The 13,723-nt window shown below is 65.4% G+C and carries 18 protein-coding genes and 1 tRNA gene; 11 read left to right on the plus strand and 8 right to left on the minus strand.

Going from position 1 to position 13,723, the window contains the following annotated elements:
- The 6 genes from HMPREF0298_RS03365 to HMPREF0298_RS03390 are packed head-to-tail and all read left to right on the plus strand — an operon-like array spanning window position 1 to window position 4,096.
- Window positions 1–738: a rhomboid family intramembrane serine protease gene (locus HMPREF0298_RS03365; RefSeq protein ID WP_006839695.1), complete on the plus strand. Its 738-nt coding sequence runs from the start codon at window positions 1–3 to the stop codon at window positions 736–738.
- Window positions 731–1,531: a glutamate racemase gene (gene murI, locus HMPREF0298_RS03370; protein ID WP_040422452.1), complete on the plus strand. Its 801-nt coding sequence runs from the start codon at window positions 731–733 to the stop codon at window positions 1,529–1,531. Before HMPREF0298_RS03365 ends, murI begins: the two co-directional genes overlap by 8 nt.
- Window positions 1,532–1,583: 52 nt before the next feature.
- On the plus strand, window positions 1,584–2,354 hold the full coding sequence (locus HMPREF0298_RS03375) for an MBL fold metallo-hydrolase (protein ID WP_006839697.1): 771 nt from the start codon (window positions 1,584–1,586) through the stop codon (window positions 2,352–2,354).
- Between the two features lie 13 nt (window positions 2,355–2,367).
- On the plus strand, window positions 2,368–3,108 hold the full coding sequence (rph, locus tag HMPREF0298_RS03380; RefSeq protein ID WP_006839698.1) for a ribonuclease PH: 741 nt from the start codon (window positions 2,368–2,370) through the stop codon (window positions 3,106–3,108).
- Window positions 3,102–3,719, plus strand: a complete 618-nt coding sequence (rdgB, locus tag HMPREF0298_RS03385) for an RdgB/HAM1 family non-canonical purine NTP pyrophosphatase (protein WP_006839699.1) — start codon at window positions 3,102–3,104, stop codon at window positions 3,717–3,719. The genes rph and rdgB overlap by 7 nt, the downstream gene beginning before the upstream one ends.
- Window positions 3,719–4,096, plus strand: a complete 378-nt coding sequence (locus tag HMPREF0298_RS03390; protein ID WP_006839700.1) for a hypothetical protein — start codon at window positions 3,719–3,721, stop codon at window positions 4,094–4,096. The genes rdgB and HMPREF0298_RS03390 overlap by 1 nt, the downstream gene beginning before the upstream one ends.
- Before the next feature lie 11 nt (window positions 4,097–4,107).
- Here HMPREF0298_RS03390 and HMPREF0298_RS03395 read toward each other — a convergent pair whose 3' ends face one another.
- On the minus strand, window positions 4,108–4,470 hold the full coding sequence (locus tag HMPREF0298_RS03395; RefSeq protein WP_006839701.1) for a DUF3817 domain-containing protein: 363 nt from the start codon (window positions 4,468–4,470) through the stop codon (window positions 4,108–4,110).
- A 3-nt stretch (window positions 4,471–4,473) separates the two neighbouring features.
- On the minus strand, window positions 4,474–4,914 hold the full coding sequence (locus tag HMPREF0298_RS03400; protein WP_006839702.1) for a hypothetical protein: 441 nt from the start codon (window positions 4,912–4,914) through the stop codon (window positions 4,474–4,476).
- 40 nt (window positions 4,915–4,954) lie between these two features.
- Here HMPREF0298_RS03400 and HMPREF0298_RS03405 point away from each other — a divergent pair, with 40 nt between their 5' ends.
- The 3 genes from HMPREF0298_RS03405 to HMPREF0298_RS03415 all read left to right on the plus strand — a co-directional run bounded on the left by HMPREF0298_RS03405 (window position 4,955) and on the right by HMPREF0298_RS03415 (window position 9,440).
- On the plus strand, window positions 4,955–7,534 hold the full coding sequence (locus HMPREF0298_RS03405) for a carboxylate--amine ligase/circularly permuted type 2 ATP-grasp protein (RefSeq protein ID WP_050758294.1): 2,580 nt from the start codon (window positions 4,955–4,957) through the stop codon (window positions 7,532–7,534).
- On the plus strand, window positions 7,534–9,327 hold the full coding sequence (locus HMPREF0298_RS03410) for a S9 family peptidase (protein WP_006839704.1): 1,794 nt from the start codon (window positions 7,534–7,536) through the stop codon (window positions 9,325–9,327). Before HMPREF0298_RS03405 ends, HMPREF0298_RS03410 begins: the two co-directional genes overlap by 1 nt.
- 28 nt (window positions 9,328–9,355) lie before the next feature.
- Window positions 9,356–9,440, plus strand: a tRNA-Leu gene (locus HMPREF0298_RS03415).
- Here HMPREF0298_RS03415 and HMPREF0298_RS11775 read toward each other — a convergent pair.
- Genes HMPREF0298_RS11775 through HMPREF0298_RS11540 form a run of 3 tightly spaced genes read right to left on the minus strand, consistent with a single transcriptional unit; the run spans window position 9,419 to window position 11,833 of the window.
- Window positions 9,419–10,270, minus strand: coding sequence for a hypothetical protein (locus HMPREF0298_RS11775; RefSeq protein ID WP_006839705.1), 852 nt, complete (start codon window positions 10,268–10,270; stop codon window positions 9,419–9,421). The two genes, HMPREF0298_RS03415 and HMPREF0298_RS11775, sit on opposite strands and share 22 nt — an antisense overlap.
- Before the next feature lie 3 nt (window positions 10,271–10,273).
- Window positions 10,274–10,630 carry a hypothetical protein gene (locus HMPREF0298_RS03420; RefSeq protein WP_006839706.1) on the minus strand — a complete coding sequence of 119 codons (357 nt, stop codon included), beginning with the start codon at window positions 10,628–10,630 and terminating at the stop codon, window positions 10,274–10,276.
- Window positions 10,631–10,669: 39 nt separating this feature from the next.
- Window positions 10,670–11,833, minus strand: a complete 1,164-nt coding sequence (locus HMPREF0298_RS11540; protein WP_006839707.1) for an alpha/beta hydrolase — start codon at window positions 11,831–11,833, stop codon at window positions 10,670–10,672.
- A gap of 98 nt (window positions 11,834–11,931) precedes the next feature.
- On the opposite strand from HMPREF0298_RS11540, the gene HMPREF0298_RS12120 reads away from it, so the two are divergent.
- Window positions 11,932–12,072 (plus strand): hypothetical protein, encoded by a 141-nt coding sequence (locus HMPREF0298_RS12120; protein WP_006839708.1) that lies wholly within the window; start codon window positions 11,932–11,934, stop codon window positions 12,070–12,072.
- Window positions 12,073–12,168: 96 nt separating this feature from the next.
- Here HMPREF0298_RS12120 and bcp read toward each other — a convergent pair whose 3' ends face one another.
- The gene (bcp, locus tag HMPREF0298_RS03430) at window positions 12,169–12,642 is read right to left on the minus strand and encodes a thioredoxin-dependent thiol peroxidase (RefSeq protein WP_006839709.1); all 474 of its coding nucleotides are present in this window, start codon (window positions 12,640–12,642) and stop codon (window positions 12,169–12,171) included.
- Window positions 12,643–12,715: 73 nt separating this feature from the next.
- Between bcp and HMPREF0298_RS03435 the strand changes: the two genes are divergently transcribed.
- Window positions 12,716–12,991 carry a DUF3618 domain-containing protein gene (locus HMPREF0298_RS03435; protein WP_006839710.1) on the plus strand — a complete coding sequence of 92 codons (276 nt, stop codon included), beginning with the start codon at window positions 12,716–12,718 and terminating at the stop codon, window positions 12,989–12,991.
- Here HMPREF0298_RS03435 and HMPREF0298_RS03440 read toward each other — a convergent pair.
- Window positions 12,988–13,554 carry a nicotinamidase gene (locus tag HMPREF0298_RS03440; protein WP_006839711.1) on the minus strand — a complete coding sequence of 189 codons (567 nt, stop codon included), beginning with the start codon at window positions 13,552–13,554 and terminating at the stop codon, window positions 12,988–12,990. The two genes, HMPREF0298_RS03435 and HMPREF0298_RS03440, sit on opposite strands and share 4 nt — an antisense overlap.
- Window positions 13,555–13,631: 77 nt before the next feature.
- Window positions 13,632–13,723, minus strand: a 92-nt coding sequence (locus HMPREF0298_RS11780; RefSeq protein WP_157464394.1) for an IS3 family transposase, incomplete at its 5' end; no start/stop codon positions are given.

The raw sequence follows: 13,723 nt of genomic DNA on the forward strand, positions 1-13,723 counted from the left end.
ATGACTCAGAACTATCCTTTCAACCCGCCGAGCGCCTCGCAGCCCAGCGGCGGTTTCGGCGCCCCCGGATACCAGCCCATGGGAGGCCCGCTCGCGCCCTCGCAGCGGCAGTACGCCAAGAGCCCGAAGCAGAAGCGCGCCACCGGCTTCGCTTACGCCTTCGGCTACCTCGCGGTGATCTGGACCGTGTTCATTGTCAACACGGTGATTTTCGGCGGGAACCTGAACTACTTCGGCATCCATCCACTTGACCCGGCGGCTCTGCCGCACATTTTTACCTCACCATTGCTTCACGCCGGGCTCAGCCACATTGTCTCGAATTCTATCCCGGGCGCGATTTTCTGCTTCCTCATCGGATACTCGGGCTCGCGGGTGTTTTGGGAGGTCACACTCATCGCATGCGTCATCGGCGGACTGGGTACGTGGTTTACCGGTGGGATCGGCACCAACCATATCGGTGCCTCCGGGCTGGTCTACGGCTGGCTCGCGTACCTGGTGGTGCGCGGCTTTTTCAACCGCTCCATCCAGCAGATCTCCCTGGGTGTGCTGCTCGGGTTCCTCTACTCCGGCCTGATCTGGGGCGTTGTGCCAGGCACCCCGGGCGTGAGCTGGCAGGCCCACCTCTTCGGTGCGATCGGTGGAATCGTTGCGGGCATGCTGATCACCTCCGATGGCCCGCCCGAGCTGCAAGCGAAGCGCCAGCAGCGCCGCGTGGCCAAGGGGCAGCGCCGTGCCTGACGCTCGACCAATCGGAGTGTTCGACTCCGGGCTCGGCGGGCTGACAGTCGCGCGCGCGATGATGGACCAGTTGCACAACGAGTCGCTCATTTACATCGGCGACTCCGCCAACGGCCCCTACGGCCCGCAGCCGATCGCCGATGTGCGAATCCGCGCGCAGAACATCGCCGACGAGCTCGTTGAGCGGGGCGTGAAAATGTTGGTGATCGCGTGCAACACCGCCTCGGCGGCGTTTTTGCACGATGCGCGCGAGCGTTACGACGTCCCGGTGATCGAGGTCATCCGCCCCGCTGTGCGCCGCGCGATCGCCACCACGCGCAACAACCGCGTCGGTGTGATCGGAACCATAGGAACGATTAACTCCGGCGCGTACCAAGACTTGTTCTCCCTGCAGCCGGGAATTGAGGTGACCGCGGCAGCGTGCCCCGCGTTCGTTGAGTTCGTCGAGCGCGGCGTGACCTCCGGCCGGCAGATCCTCGGCGTGGCGCAGGGCTACCTCGAGCCTCTGCAGGCGGCCGGGGTGGACACGCTTGTGCTCGGCTGCACCCACTATCCGCTGCTCTCGGGCGTTATTCAGCTCGCAATGGGCGACAACGTCACGCTGGTGTCCTCGGCTGAGGAGACGGCCAAGGACGTCCTGCGCGTACTCACGGAGCGCGACCTGCTCGCCCCCGAAGGCCTCGATGCGCCCGCGCCGACGCGCGTGTTCGAGTCGACCGGGGACCCGGAGACGTTCAACCGGCTCGCCGCGCGTTTCCTCGGGCCGCAGATCCGCGCGGTCGGCCGCGGCTAGCGCGCCGCGCGTTCGGTTAGATTCCGCGGCGGTTTCGTGGCATGGTGTTTCCATGAAATTGACCATTCTCGGGTGCTCCGGCAGTCTCGCTGCGCCGGGCAACCCAGGATCTTCCTACCTCATCACGGTGCCGGGCCGCTCCGGCATTTTGATGGATTGTGGTCCAGGGGCGCTCGCGGCGCTGCAGGAGGTCCACGACCCGGCCGACGTGCATGTGTTGTTTAGCCACCTTCACGCCGATCACTGCTCGGACACCGCTTCGCTGGCGATCTGGCGTCGCTTTCACCCGACGGCGCCGGCGCGCCAGCGCCACATGATGTTCGGGCCGTCGTACACGAAGCTGCACATCGGGCGGATGGGGGCCGACGGCCCTGACGAGGTCGATGACATCACCGACACTTTCGACGTGTCCACCTGGGTAGCGAACAAAGCGGTGGAGATTGACGACATCACCGTCACCCCAGTGCCGGTGGAGCACACCGCGCTCGAGTCGCACGCGCTGCGCGTCGCCGAACGCTCCACGGGCAAGGTCCTGGCGTTTTCCGGCGATTCCGGCATGACGCCCACGCTTGTCGACGCCGCCCGCGATGCCGACATCTTCCTCTGTGAGGCCGCCTGGGGCCCGTCTGCTGAGGGCAAGCCCGGGGGAATGCACCTCTCGGGCGCCCAGGCGGGGGAGATCGCGCGCCGCGCCGGGGTGAAGACCCTGGTCCTGGTCCACATCCAGCCGTGGGCCGACAAGCAGGCCACATTTCAGGCCGCGCGCGGTGAGTTCGACGGCGAGATCCTCCTCGGCGCTGCGGGAGATGTGTTCGACCTCTAGTACCCTGGCGGTCATGACTGACCCGAAGACTGAGTTCACCCGTTTAGATGGCCGCGCGTTCGACGAGATGCGGCCCGTGCGCATCACGCGCGGATTTACCACCAACCCCGCGGGCAGCGTGCTCGTGGAGTTCGGCGCAACCCGCGTGATGTGCACCGCCTCGGTGGAGGTCGGCGTGCCGCGCTTCAAGAAGGACTCGGGCGAGGGCTGGCTCACCGCGGAGTACGCGATGCTGCCGTCGGCGACGCACGAGCGCATGCCACGCGAGTCGATGAAGGGCAAGGTCAAGGGCCGCACGCACGAGATCTCCCGGCTCGTCGGCCGCTCCTTGCGCGCCGCGGTGGACCTGGCGCAGCTCGGCGAGAACACCATCCAGCTCGACTGCGATGTCCTCCAGGCTGACGGCGGCACCCGCACCGCCTCGATCACCGGCGCGTACGTCGCCCTCGCTGACGCGATAGCGTTTCTAAGCGAGCGCGGTCTGGTCCCCGGCGAGCCGCTGCTCGCCCCGGTCGCCGCTGTCTCCGCCGGGCTTGTCGACGGCCACGTGGCCCTCGACTTGCCGTACGAGGAGGACTCGCGCGCCGAGGTGGACCTGAACGTGGTGATGAACGACAGCGGAAACTTCGTAGAAATCCAGGGCACCGGCGAGCACGGCCTATTCGGGCGCGCCGAGCTCGACGCGATGCTCACCGTCGCGGAGAAGGGCTGCCGTGAGCTCATCGAGGCGCAGAAGGCGGCGCTCGGGTGGTAAAGGTTCTCGTCGCCTCTGGAAACCAGAAGAAGCTCGCGGAGCTCGAGGCAGTCCTCGCCGAGCTCGGGATTGCGGGCGTGGAGCTGGTCTCAATGCGCGATGTCGACGCCTACCCGGAGCCCGTCGAAGACGGGCTGACGTTCGAGGACAACGCCCTGATCAAGGCCCGCGCGGGAGCGGCCGCGACGGGGCTGGCCTGCGTGGCGGATGATTCCGGCCTAGCCGTCACCGCGCTCAAGGGCATGCCCGGCGTGCTCTCTGCGCGCTGGTCGGGCACGCACGGTGACGACGCTGCCAACAACGCGCTCCTTTTGGGCCAGATGACGGACATCGCGCTGCGCGACGCCGCGTTCGTCTCCTGCTGCGCGCTGGTCGGGCCGGCGGGGGACGAGTTCACGGCAGAGGGGCGTTGGGAGGGCCAGCTGTTGCGTGAGCCGCGGGGCGAAAACGGCTTCGGCTACGACCCGATTTTCCAGCCGAACGACGGCGGTGGCCGCTCGGCGGCGCAGCTCAGTGCGGCGGAGAAAAACGAGCGCTCCCACCGCGCCCGGGCGCTCACAGCTCTGGCCCCCCACATTGCGGACCTGGTTGGCGCTACAGTGAAAGAATAATGAAAAACAAAAAGATTGCCACAGCAGCTACCATCCTCGCCTCAGGCGCACTTCTCGCCGCCTGTGGCTCTTCCAGCGACTACGACGGGGCGTGGTCGGGCACGGCCACCCCGGCAGATGCGGCCAAGGGCGAGGCCCAGGCCCAGATCACCCTCGACGGCGGTGACTGCGAGTGGACCGTGACCGAGGCGAACGGCGAGACGAATGACGCCAAGTGCGAGCGCGACGGCGACGAGTTCCAGTTTGTCGACCCGAAGACGGGCCGCGATCTCAACTACAACGCCCAGCTCAACGGTGACACCCTGACGCTGAGCCCGGATAACGGCCAGGCGGAGGGCCTCGGCACGATCGTGCTCACCCGCACCGCGGCGAAGTAAAGGACGTCCAACTAACCCGCCAGCTTGAAGGTGCGCTGCACCTCACGGCGGCGCTTCGCCTCCACGAAGAACGACATCAACGGCACAACGCCAGACAACGCGGTGGTCAGCCATTCAGCGGCGGACCACCGCGCTTTTGTGCCTAGGTTGAGCGAGGCCATGAGGAACGCGATGAAGGCCAGCCCGTGCACGCGCGCGACCCAGTCCAGCGCGCTGACGTCTAAGTTGAGCAGGTACTGCATCACCATGCGCACCACCAGCAGAAGCAGGAGTACGCCGGTAACCCACGCGGTGGCGGAGAACAGCTGCAGCGCGGTTTTCACGCGGCGCTGACGCTCGGGGTGAACCTTGGGGGAGGGGGCAGTGTGCGTCATGTTCTAGCTTTCTCCGTTTCGGTGGTGCCCGCGGCGGGGTTGATTTAAGGCGTTGAACTCTTCGACGCCGAGTTCAGGGCGTGGCGGCAAGAGGTCGGTGTCGATTTCGGTTTCGTCGTCCCCGTAGCGGGCGAGATCCGCCTGGTACAGCTCGTCGAGGCTGCGGCCTTCGTTCACGGCGTCGATCTTTTCGTTTTCCATGCGCAGGCCCGCGCGGTAGGCGTAGACGAAAAACGCGCCGAAGAACGGCCACTGCAGGGCGTAGCCCAAGTTTTGGAATGTTCCGGTGCCGGATTGGTAGCGGGTCCACTGCCAGTATGCGAGCAGCAGTGACGCGACCACGGCAACGACGAGCAGCACGATGTGCCAGGCGCGCACCCGAATACGGGAGCGCTGGCGGGGCTCGGCTGGTTCACTCACACCACGCGAGTCTACCAACATCATCCGAAAGTTCGACAATCGACTGTTGCCGTACTATGTGTTCATGGAAACGCGAAAAATGAGGGTTCTCGAGGAACTCCAGCTCGTAGACAAGGAAACGCGACGGCTCGCGCCGAAAGCGGACGTCCTGTTGAGCCAGCTGGAGGGGGATGCCTTCGCACCGTCGATCCAGAATTCCATGATCCAGGTCGCGAGCGGGTCCCACGGCGACGTCACATCGCTGCGCGATGAGCTTCTGCAGGGGCGCGCGAGGGCGAGCTCGGTCGCGGAGCCGCTGGGGCTGGCAATCGCCGCGGCCGGCACGATGCCACTAGCGCATCGCGCGAGCCTGGCGATTACCCCGCGCAGCCGGTACATGGAGATGAGCGCCGACTACGCCCTCTTGGCCCGCGAGCAGCTTATTTGCAGCGCCCAGATCCACGTCGAGGTGCGTGACCGCGACCAGGCTGTGGCGGTGTCGCCGGGCGTGAGCCGGCACCTTCCTTTGCTGCTGGCGCTGTCGGCGTCGTCGCCGTTTAGCGTCGAAGGCAGCGACACCGGCTACGCCAGCTCGCGCGATCTCACCGGGCAGCGCTGGCCGACGAGCGGGCCGTTTGCCCCGGTGAGCAACGCGAAAGAGTACGACGAGCTGGTGGACACCCTCATCAAGGCGGGCGTGATCGCGGATGAGGCGATGATGTACTACAGCCTGGCGCCGTCGGTAAGCAAACCCCTGCTCGAGCTGCGCGTGTGCGATTCCTGCCCCTCGGTGGACGCGATTTCCACCATCGCGGCGCTGTTTCGCGCGATGGTTGTTCGCGAGGCAGCGCTTGTCGACGCCTCCACGCCGACGCCGCCGCTGAATCCGACCCTGCACCGCTCGATGATGTGGCGTGCCTCGCGCTCCGGGCTCGAAGGCAGCCTGATCTGCCCCGAGACGTACACGCCGCGACCTGCGGCCGAGGTGCTGCGCTCCACGGTCGAGCTGCTTACCGACGAGCTGCGCGCCAGCGGCGACCTCGAGATGGTCACGCGCTTCGTCGAGGGCATCATCCGCACCGGCACCAGCGCGTACCGCCAGCGCCGCGCCTACCGTAGCCGCGGGCGTCTTGACGACGTGGTGGATCAGCTCATGTCCGAAACCGTCGGCTGGCTCACCGAGTACAAGGGCACGGAGGGCTCGCTGTTTGGGGCGTACCGCCCGACGACGTGGGTCCAAAGCGGCTACATCGACGAGGCCGTCGAATCGAACGGCGCCGACCGAGACGTCTACGCAGGCGTGCTGGCCACCGCCCGCGAGCTCGGCGCGGTGGAGCTGCGCAAGCAGCAGACAGTGGCGGATCGCGACCTCAGCGCCGCGGGTGTGACGTTCCGGGCAACGGGTATGGACACCCAACAGGCGTTTCCGATGGACATGGTCCCGCGCATCATCACTGCGCGCGAGTGGGGCCACCTCACCGCCGGCGTGGAGCAGCGCGCCAAGGCACTCAACTTATTCCTCAACGACATCTACCGCGACCAGGACATCGTCCGCGACGGGATCGTCGGGCTCGACATTTTGGAAAAGTCCCCCGGTTACCGCTCAACGGGGCGCGCCGCGTGGCGCGGCGCCGTGCGCAACCACATTTCGGGCTCGGACCTGATTTACTCGGAGGCCGGCTGGCAGATCCTGGAGGATAACGTGCGCCAGCCCTCCGGCATCGCTTTCGGGGTGGAGGCGAGGAAGATGATGGAGCGCAACTACCCGGAGCTGTTCGCCACCGCGCCGCAGCCGCTCAATGATCCCACCGAGGGCTACGCGATGATGGGCGAGACGCTTGCCGCGGCGCTGCCGCCGCATCCCCAGGACGACCCTCGCATCGTCGTGGTTACCCGCGGCAAGGATGACCCGAGCTACTTCGAGCAGGTCAAGATCGCGGAGGTTTCCGGCATTGACCTTGTCTTGCCGCAGAACCTGCTGATCGAGGACAACGTGGGGTGGGAGGTCGGCCCCCGCGGGCGCCGCCGCATCGACGTGATGTACCTGCGCATGGACGAGGATATGTTCTTATCCTCGCGCGGGGCCGACGGCGCAGAGCTGCGCTACAAGATGCTGCGCGCGATCACCGCGGGCAACGTCACCGTGGCTAACGCGCTGGGCAACGGCGTCGGCGACGACAAAGCCGTCTACGCCTATGTTCCGCAGATGATCGAGTACTACCTCGGCGAGAAGCCGATCCTGGCGTCGGTGCCGACCTACCTGTGTGCGATCCGCGAGCACCGCGACCGCGTGCTGGAGCGCCTTGACCAGCTCGTGGTCAAGCCGATCGACGGCTACGGTGGCGCCGGCATCACGATCGGCCCGGAGGCGAGCGACGAGGAGCTCCAGGAGCGTCGTCAAGAGCTCCTGGTCAAGCCCGAACAGTTCGTGGCCCAGGAGGTCGTGGGCCTGTCCACCCTGCCCACCTTCGACGGGGCGGCGATGCAGCCGCGGCACGTGGACCTGCGTGTGTTTACTCACCTGCGCGCCAGCGGTTCAGGTGTTACCGTGCATACGGCGCCGGCGGGGCTCACGCGCGTCGCCCCGGCGGGCTCGCTGGTGGTCAACTCCTCGCGCGGCGGCGGCGGCAAGGACACCTGGATTGTGACGGAAGGGCAAACATAGTGCGCGAAGACGTTCGCTTCACCTACGGGCCATCGCTTAGCCCGGACGGCTCGGAAATCGCGTTCATCGCGCGTGACGACGCCTACCCCTACGCGGTCCAGGCCACCATCCTGCCCGATGGCAGCGTGGGCAAAGAGCGCCCCGTCAACATCCCGGTCGACGGCCCCGTCACCCGCGTCCTGCACTCGCCCGATGGCAAGTGGCTGGCCTGCGAGGCCGCGCCTAAGGGCTCGGAAAACTCCGAGATTTGGCTGGTTACCACCGACCCGTCCGACTCGTCCGCCAAGGGTGTGAACACCCCGAGCGACCTGCGGGTTCGCATCGTTGAATGGGACAACGAGTACCTCGCGGTGGCCGCGTTGCAGGACGACGGCATCACTGAAGCGCGACTGGTGGACCCCTTTAGCGGCACGACCAAGTTGCTAGATCGCCGCGCCGACGCGATGCTTGTGGATTGTGAGGGGGGCTACTCGCTGATGTGCGTCGGCCCCCGCGGTAACCGGGAGCTGCTGCTCATCCACCCCGACGGAACGTGGCAGCCGCTTTTGCCCCCGGACCCGGGCTCAACCGTCGACGAGGGCGTGGTGCTGCCGCTGGATGAGGGGCAACAGGGCCCGCCGTCGCTGGTGATCCACGGCGACTGGGGAGCGAACCGGCGCCGGTTGATGCGCATTGATTTCCGCGCCGCGCAGCCGGAGATGACGGTGATCGCAGAATACGGCGACGCCGACGTGGAGCAGATCGTGTTCAGCCGCAACAAGCAGGTCGCGGCCGTGCTGTGGTGCCGCAACGGCGTCTCTCAGCTTGAGGTGATGGTGATGTCGCGCCAGCTCCAGGTAAAAGCGCGCCGCTCGATCGAGCTTCCCGGGATGGTGGCCTCCTCGCTTTCGGTCACCGAGGACGGCTCACTGTTGGCGCTGACGGTGCAGGGCCCTGACGTGAGCCCCCAGGTGAAGGTTTTCTCACCGAAGGACTCGCTGGGCGAGTCTATGCGCGGGGCGCAGATCAGCGAGAACACGCCCGACCACGTCAGCTACACCGCGCGCGATGGCCTCGAGCTTTCCGGTTGGCTGTACCGCAGCGATGACCCGGATGAGAAGAGGCCCATGCTCATCCACCTGCACGGCGGGCCGGAGGGCCAGTCGCGCCCGGAGTACCATGACGTGCTCACGGCGGTTATCCGCGCCGGGATCAGCGTGTTTACCCCGAACGTGCGCGGCTCCTCCGGCTACGGGCGCAGCTACGTCAACGCGGACAACCGCTACGGCCGCTTCCGTGGTATTAGCGACCTGGCCGACACGGTGCGCTTCCTCGTCGCCGCGGGGTTGGCGGACCCCGAGCGGGTGGCGGTATCAGGCCGCTCCTACGGTGGTTTCCTCACGCTGCAGGGCATGACCGCGTTTCCGGAGTTGTTTCGCTGCGGGATCGCCGCCTGCGGCATGAGCGACATCCAAACCTTTTACCGCGATACCGAGCCCTGGATCGCCAGCGCCGCGTACCCGAAGTACGGCTACCCCATCCAGGACGCGCAGCTTTTGAAGTGCTTCTCGCCGCTGAGTGACGCCGACAACGTCGTCGCGCCGGTGATGTTCATCCACGGCGCCCACGACAACAACGTCCCGCCGAGCGAGTCCCACCAGATGAAGGAGGCCCTCGACGCCCGGGGGATCCCGACGCGCCTGCTCATGCTCGACGATGAAGGCCACGAGTTCCTCAAACGCCACAACCGGGCCCGGATCGCGGAGGAGATGCTCGACTTCCTCGGCACCCACGGCATGATTCCGTCGAGCTAGGCGGGCCATGTAACATGATGGTTTGCACGCGCCCGTGGCGGAATTGGCAGACGCGCTGGATTTAGGTTCCAGTGTCTTCGGACGTGGGAGTTCAAGTCTCCCCGGGCGCACCATAATCACCAGTGTGGGTATCGTTCCACCGCCGCTTCTCGCGCTCGGACTTTCGATGGTTGCGTACAGCAATGATGCCGACGGCCAGGCCAATGACGATGGGAACCCAGATCCTGCTGTACTCCATGAGAAATATCAGCCACGCAGGTGGGTCGGGAAAGTCGATATCCGGCCACGTGATAACGGGGGTTGGAAGGTAGATCTGCGGCAGGCTCGGTACCGGAAGGTGGACCGAGGGCAGGGTGATCTCGACATCGGGTAGAAACTGCAGCAGCGAGTTGAAAAACCGCGCCACGAGCGGGCCAAGGATGATCACGGCCAGCGCCCAGCCGCCTTTGCCCAGGCCCTGCGCCAGGGGATACGCGACCCTTTTGACTGCGCTCGACTCCATCTGTGCGCGGCGCTTGTGCCCGCGGCTTCCCTCCGGCGGGTCGAACTCGACCACCGTGGGGCCCTCGCGGTAATCAATACTCAGGACATCGTCGAAAAAGTTCGCCTGGATCGCCAGGTGAGGTTTGGAACGATCTGCCACGCCGTACGTCGAGCGCATCGTTGTGTTCGGCGACGTCAGCGGGATACGCCCCGAGGAGATCCCCGAGTAGCGCGCCACAACGCGCGGGCCCACCGACACCTGCAGGCGCGCTGGCGGATTCGCCCGCACGTCCTCGAGCCGTTCGCGTATCGACGCCGTGGCTGGCGTCTGCCGAAACTCCCGCGCCGCGTCCTCGGGCGTGGCTGGCCAGTCGGGGTAGAGTGCTACGAATTCGGCATCGTAACCGCGCTCGACGGTGATCGGGCCGCGCTCAGGGTGGTTCAGCCTCCACACTTCCATGGCCTAGCGCCCACCCCGTGTGGTCAGCGCGTTGCCAATGGCCCCGCCGAGAGCGCACACCACGAACACACCGACGGCGTAGATCCAGGTGCCGGGGTTGTACATCAGCGCAGTGGACACCCAGAACATTACGGCGGCGATGGCGGGGAAGGACCAGGTGAAGCGGAACCACGTGGCGTCGATAAGTCCAAGCAGAAGCGATGCCACCGGCAGGTAGACCAGAAGCGTCGACGTGGTTGCGCGCGGCTGGAGGCTCAGCGCGAGCAGCGCGGGCACGACGATCAGCGCGGCGAAAGACAGGGCGAAGCTGACGTTCTGCCGGCCGGATCGCCCGGCAATGGTCTTCTCAATGTTTGCCATAGCGTCCACGATAGGCCCTACCGCTGACCCTGGCTAACGCTACGGCTGCTTGCCCAAACCGCGGCTGAGCGTGGGCCAGGAGTCGGCCACGGCCCAGCGGAAAGAGTTCCAGTTGTGCGTGCCCTGCGGGTAGAAACGCGCCTCGTGGTCGATGCCGCGCATGTTCAGGCGCTGGTCCAACACGTGCGTGCAGATGTTGGAGGCGAGATCGGTGCGCCCGCCGATGGTGACGAAGTTTAGAGCGAGATCCTTGTTGCCCGGATCAACAATGTTGCCTGTGGTCAGCGACTCCATGCCCGCTAGGCCGCTCGGGGAGGAGATGAAGATATCCAGGTTCTGCCCCTGGAACTCGGGGGAGAGCTTGTTCAGGTTCAGCATCGGATCGTAGGAGCGCGCGTACTCGCCATTCGGGTCGCCCCACACGTCCTCGAACTCCAGCGGAATGTGCGCGGAGGCAAACACGGCGTCGACCCCCACTTTGCCCAGCGGGCTTGTCGTCGAGGCGCAGCCGGAGATCGAGGCCACGCCGTTGTAGACGCCGGGGTTGTTCTGGGCGAGCGAGAGCGCCGAAGTGGCGGACATGGACACGCCCATCACGGCGCGCTTGCCGTTCGCTCCGAGGTAGCTTTCAATCCCGAGGGGAAGCTCACGGGCGAGGAAGGTGTCCCACTGATCAGGGCCCTGGATCCAGTTGGTGTAGTAGGAAAACGCGCCCGAGGTGATCATGACAACGTTGACGCCGCGGGAGGTGTAGAACTCCGCGGCATCCGTGTAGGCGAACCAGCCGGTACCCGCGTCAAGACCATTGAGCAGGTAGATCGTCGGTGCGTTGTCGCGCAGAGCGGGATCTTTTGGCCGCGCAATCAGCATGCTCTCCCGGCGTCCCATCACCGGCGAGTAGGCCTCGGCGTACTCGACACCGCGGTTTCCAATCGCCCACAGCTCTTCAGCGGTGAGCTCGCGGGACGGCTCGGTGAAGATCTGCGCTGGCTGCACGGCCGGCTGCTCGCGGGTAACCAGGGGTGCATCCTCACCCGACGAGCCGCCCGTCGACGAGCCTGTCGACGACATGGAGGACAGCGGGTTGGGCATTTGCGCAGATGCCACCGCGGGCAGCGTTGCGCCGAGCGCGGCGGTGCACACAGCTGCCGTGAAGCGGGCCGTGAAGCGGGCTCGGCGGGAAGCGGCTGATTTCGGTGTCACGGTTCTCCTATCGACTGACTTTTGTAACAAATGATTTATGGGTTAGATAGCATAGTTGAGACTTGAAACTATTTCACAAAAGAAAGGACAGGTGTTACATGTCCTCACGGATCGCGACACCCTTTGACCCCGAGATCTGGGATCCGATTATCGACGCCATCACAAGCGTCTTCGGCCCGCTCGCACAGCTCAGCGCGCCGATGTCCGCGCTGGCCTCCTCGACGTTCGGTCTGCTATAGCGCGTCAACTTTGCTGCGCGGGGTGGCACGAAATCAACGCACGCCCGCGCAAACGGGACGTGCGTTGATTTCGTTTTTACGACGCCAGTGTCGTGGCTACACCGGCCAGTCGCGCAGAATCCGCTCGACGTGGCCCGAGGCGCGCACGTTGTACTGCAGCTGCTCGATCGCGCCATCGGCGCCGATGAGGAAGGTCGAGCGGATCACCCCGACAACCGTCTTGCCGTAGTTGAGCTTTTCCCCGTACGCGCCCCACTCGCTCATCACCGTCTTTTCTGGATCCGAGAGCAGTTCGATGCCCAGGCCGTGGTCCTCGCGAAACTTCGCCAGTGCCTCGGGAGAGTCCGGGCTAATTCCGATGACGTCGACGCCTGCGTTGTCGAAGTCACCGAGTCTTTCGGAAAAGTCGCACGCCTCCGTCGTGCAGCCGGGCGTGTTGGCGCGGGGGTAGAAGTAGACGAGCACCTTGCAGCCTGCGTAATCCGACAGGGCCACGGTCTGGCCCCGATCGCTGGTCAGGCTGAAACCGGGGGCGCGATCTCCTACATGCAAGCGGGTATTTTCGGTCATGTCTTTAGGTTTTACACTAATGTAGGTTCGGAAACCTTTACTAAGAGTTTGCAGACCTGAGGAGTACACCACCGTGGCACGAGATATTGATGACATCGAGCGCGACATCGAGCGCACCCGCGACCAGCTCGCAAGCACCCTCGACGAGATTGCGCACCGCGCGAACCCGTCGACGCTCGCTGACAACGCGAAGGATCAGGCTAAGAACTTCTTCCAGGATGAGACCGTGCAGAAGGTCCTCGTCGGCATCGGCGTCGGTGTTGCTGTGCTGATCGGCATTAAGGCCCTCAACGGCCGCAAGCGCAAGAAGGAGCTCAAGGAGCTGCAGCGCCTGCTGGCTCGTCGCTAGCGATAACCAGCTTTAACCTGTGCGCCCGCAGCGCGCATCTCGTCGAGGGCCCGTGCGGCGCGGGCCTCGTCGACAGGCGAGCACAGCTCTTTCGAGACTCGAACGTCGAAGCCCTCCCGTAAAGCGTCTAGGACTGTCGCCCTGACGCAGTGGTCCGTGGCAATGCCGCACACATCAACCGCGCTGATTCCGGCGCGGTTGAGCCATTCGGCCAGCTGGGTGCCGTCCTCGGTGGCGCCTTCGAAACCCGAGTACGCGGCGCGGTACTCACCCTTGCGGAAGAAGGCCTCAATGTGTTCCGGATCCAGGGGCGCGCGCAACGCCGCGCCGTCGGAGCCCGCGACGCAGTGCACCGGCCATGAATCCACAAAGTCCGGCTCGGAGGAGAAGTGCGCGCCTGGATCAATGTGCCAGTCTTGGGTCGCCACGACGTGGGCGTAGCCGTGGTCGCCGGAGATAAGCTGCGCGATCGCGGTAGCGACGTCGTCGCCACGCGCGGTGGCGAGGCTGCCGCCGGGGCAAAAATCGTTCTGAACATCGACGATGAGCAGTGCTGTTTTCATAACGCAACGATACACCGCGTGCGGAAAACCCCCGCGCGGATTTTGAACTAGCCCCCGTTAGTTGGACTGGTTTAATTCTAGGCGGTTAGGGGTTGAAGGGCCTGATTCCGATATTGCGTCGGGGTCAGGCCCTTGAGTCGTTGTTGGACGCGTTCGGTGTTGTACCACT

This window comes from Corynebacterium lipophiloflavum DSM 44291, assembly GCF_000159635.1.
Taxonomy (GTDB): Bacteria; Actinomycetota; Actinomycetes; order Mycobacteriales; family Mycobacteriaceae; genus Corynebacterium; species Corynebacterium lipophiloflavum.

What these genes read in the sequence shown, in the direction of transcription:
- HMPREF0298_RS03365 (WP_006839695.1), top strand. Translation starts at nt 1, where the DNA reads ATGACTCAGAACTATCCTTTCAACCCGCCGAGCGCCTCGCAGCCCAGC.
- HMPREF0298_RS03375 (WP_006839697.1), top strand. Translation starts at nt 1,584, where the DNA reads ATGAAATTGACCATTCTCGGGTGCTCCGGCAGTCTCGCTGCGCCGGGC.
- rph (WP_006839698.1), top strand. Translation starts at nt 2,368, where the DNA reads ATGACTGACCCGAAGACTGAGTTCACCCGTTTAGATGGCCGCGCGTTC.
- HMPREF0298_RS03390 (WP_006839700.1), top strand. Translation starts at nt 3,719, where the DNA reads ATGAAAAACAAAAAGATTGCCACAGCAGCTACCATCCTCGCCTCAGGC.
- HMPREF0298_RS03395 (WP_006839701.1), bottom strand. Translation starts at nt 4,470, where the DNA reads ATGACGCACACTGCCCCCTCCCCCAAGGTTCACCCCGAGCGTCAGCGC.
- HMPREF0298_RS03400 (WP_006839702.1), bottom strand. Translation starts at nt 4,914, where the DNA reads ATGATGTTGGTAGACTCGCGTGGTGTGAGTGAACCAGCCGAGCCCCGC.
- HMPREF0298_RS03405 (WP_050758294.1), top strand. Translation starts at nt 4,955, where the DNA reads ATGGAAACGCGAAAAATGAGGGTTCTCGAGGAACTCCAGCTCGTAGAC.
- HMPREF0298_RS11775 (WP_006839705.1), bottom strand. Translation starts at nt 10,270, where the DNA reads ATGGAAGTGTGGAGGCTGAACCACCCTGAGCGCGGCCCGATCACCGTC.
- HMPREF0298_RS03420 (WP_006839706.1), bottom strand. Translation starts at nt 10,630, where the DNA reads ATGGCAAACATTGAGAAGACCATTGCCGGGCGATCCGGCCGGCAGAAC.
- HMPREF0298_RS12120 (WP_006839708.1), top strand. Translation starts at nt 11,932, where the DNA reads ATGTCCTCACGGATCGCGACACCCTTTGACCCCGAGATCTGGGATCCG.
- bcp (WP_006839709.1), bottom strand. Translation starts at nt 12,642, where the DNA reads ATGACCGAAAATACCCGCTTGCATGTAGGAGATCGCGCCCCCGGTTTC.
- HMPREF0298_RS03440 (WP_006839711.1), bottom strand. Translation starts at nt 13,554, where the DNA reads ATGAAAACAGCACTGCTCATCGTCGATGTTCAGAACGATTTTTGCCCC.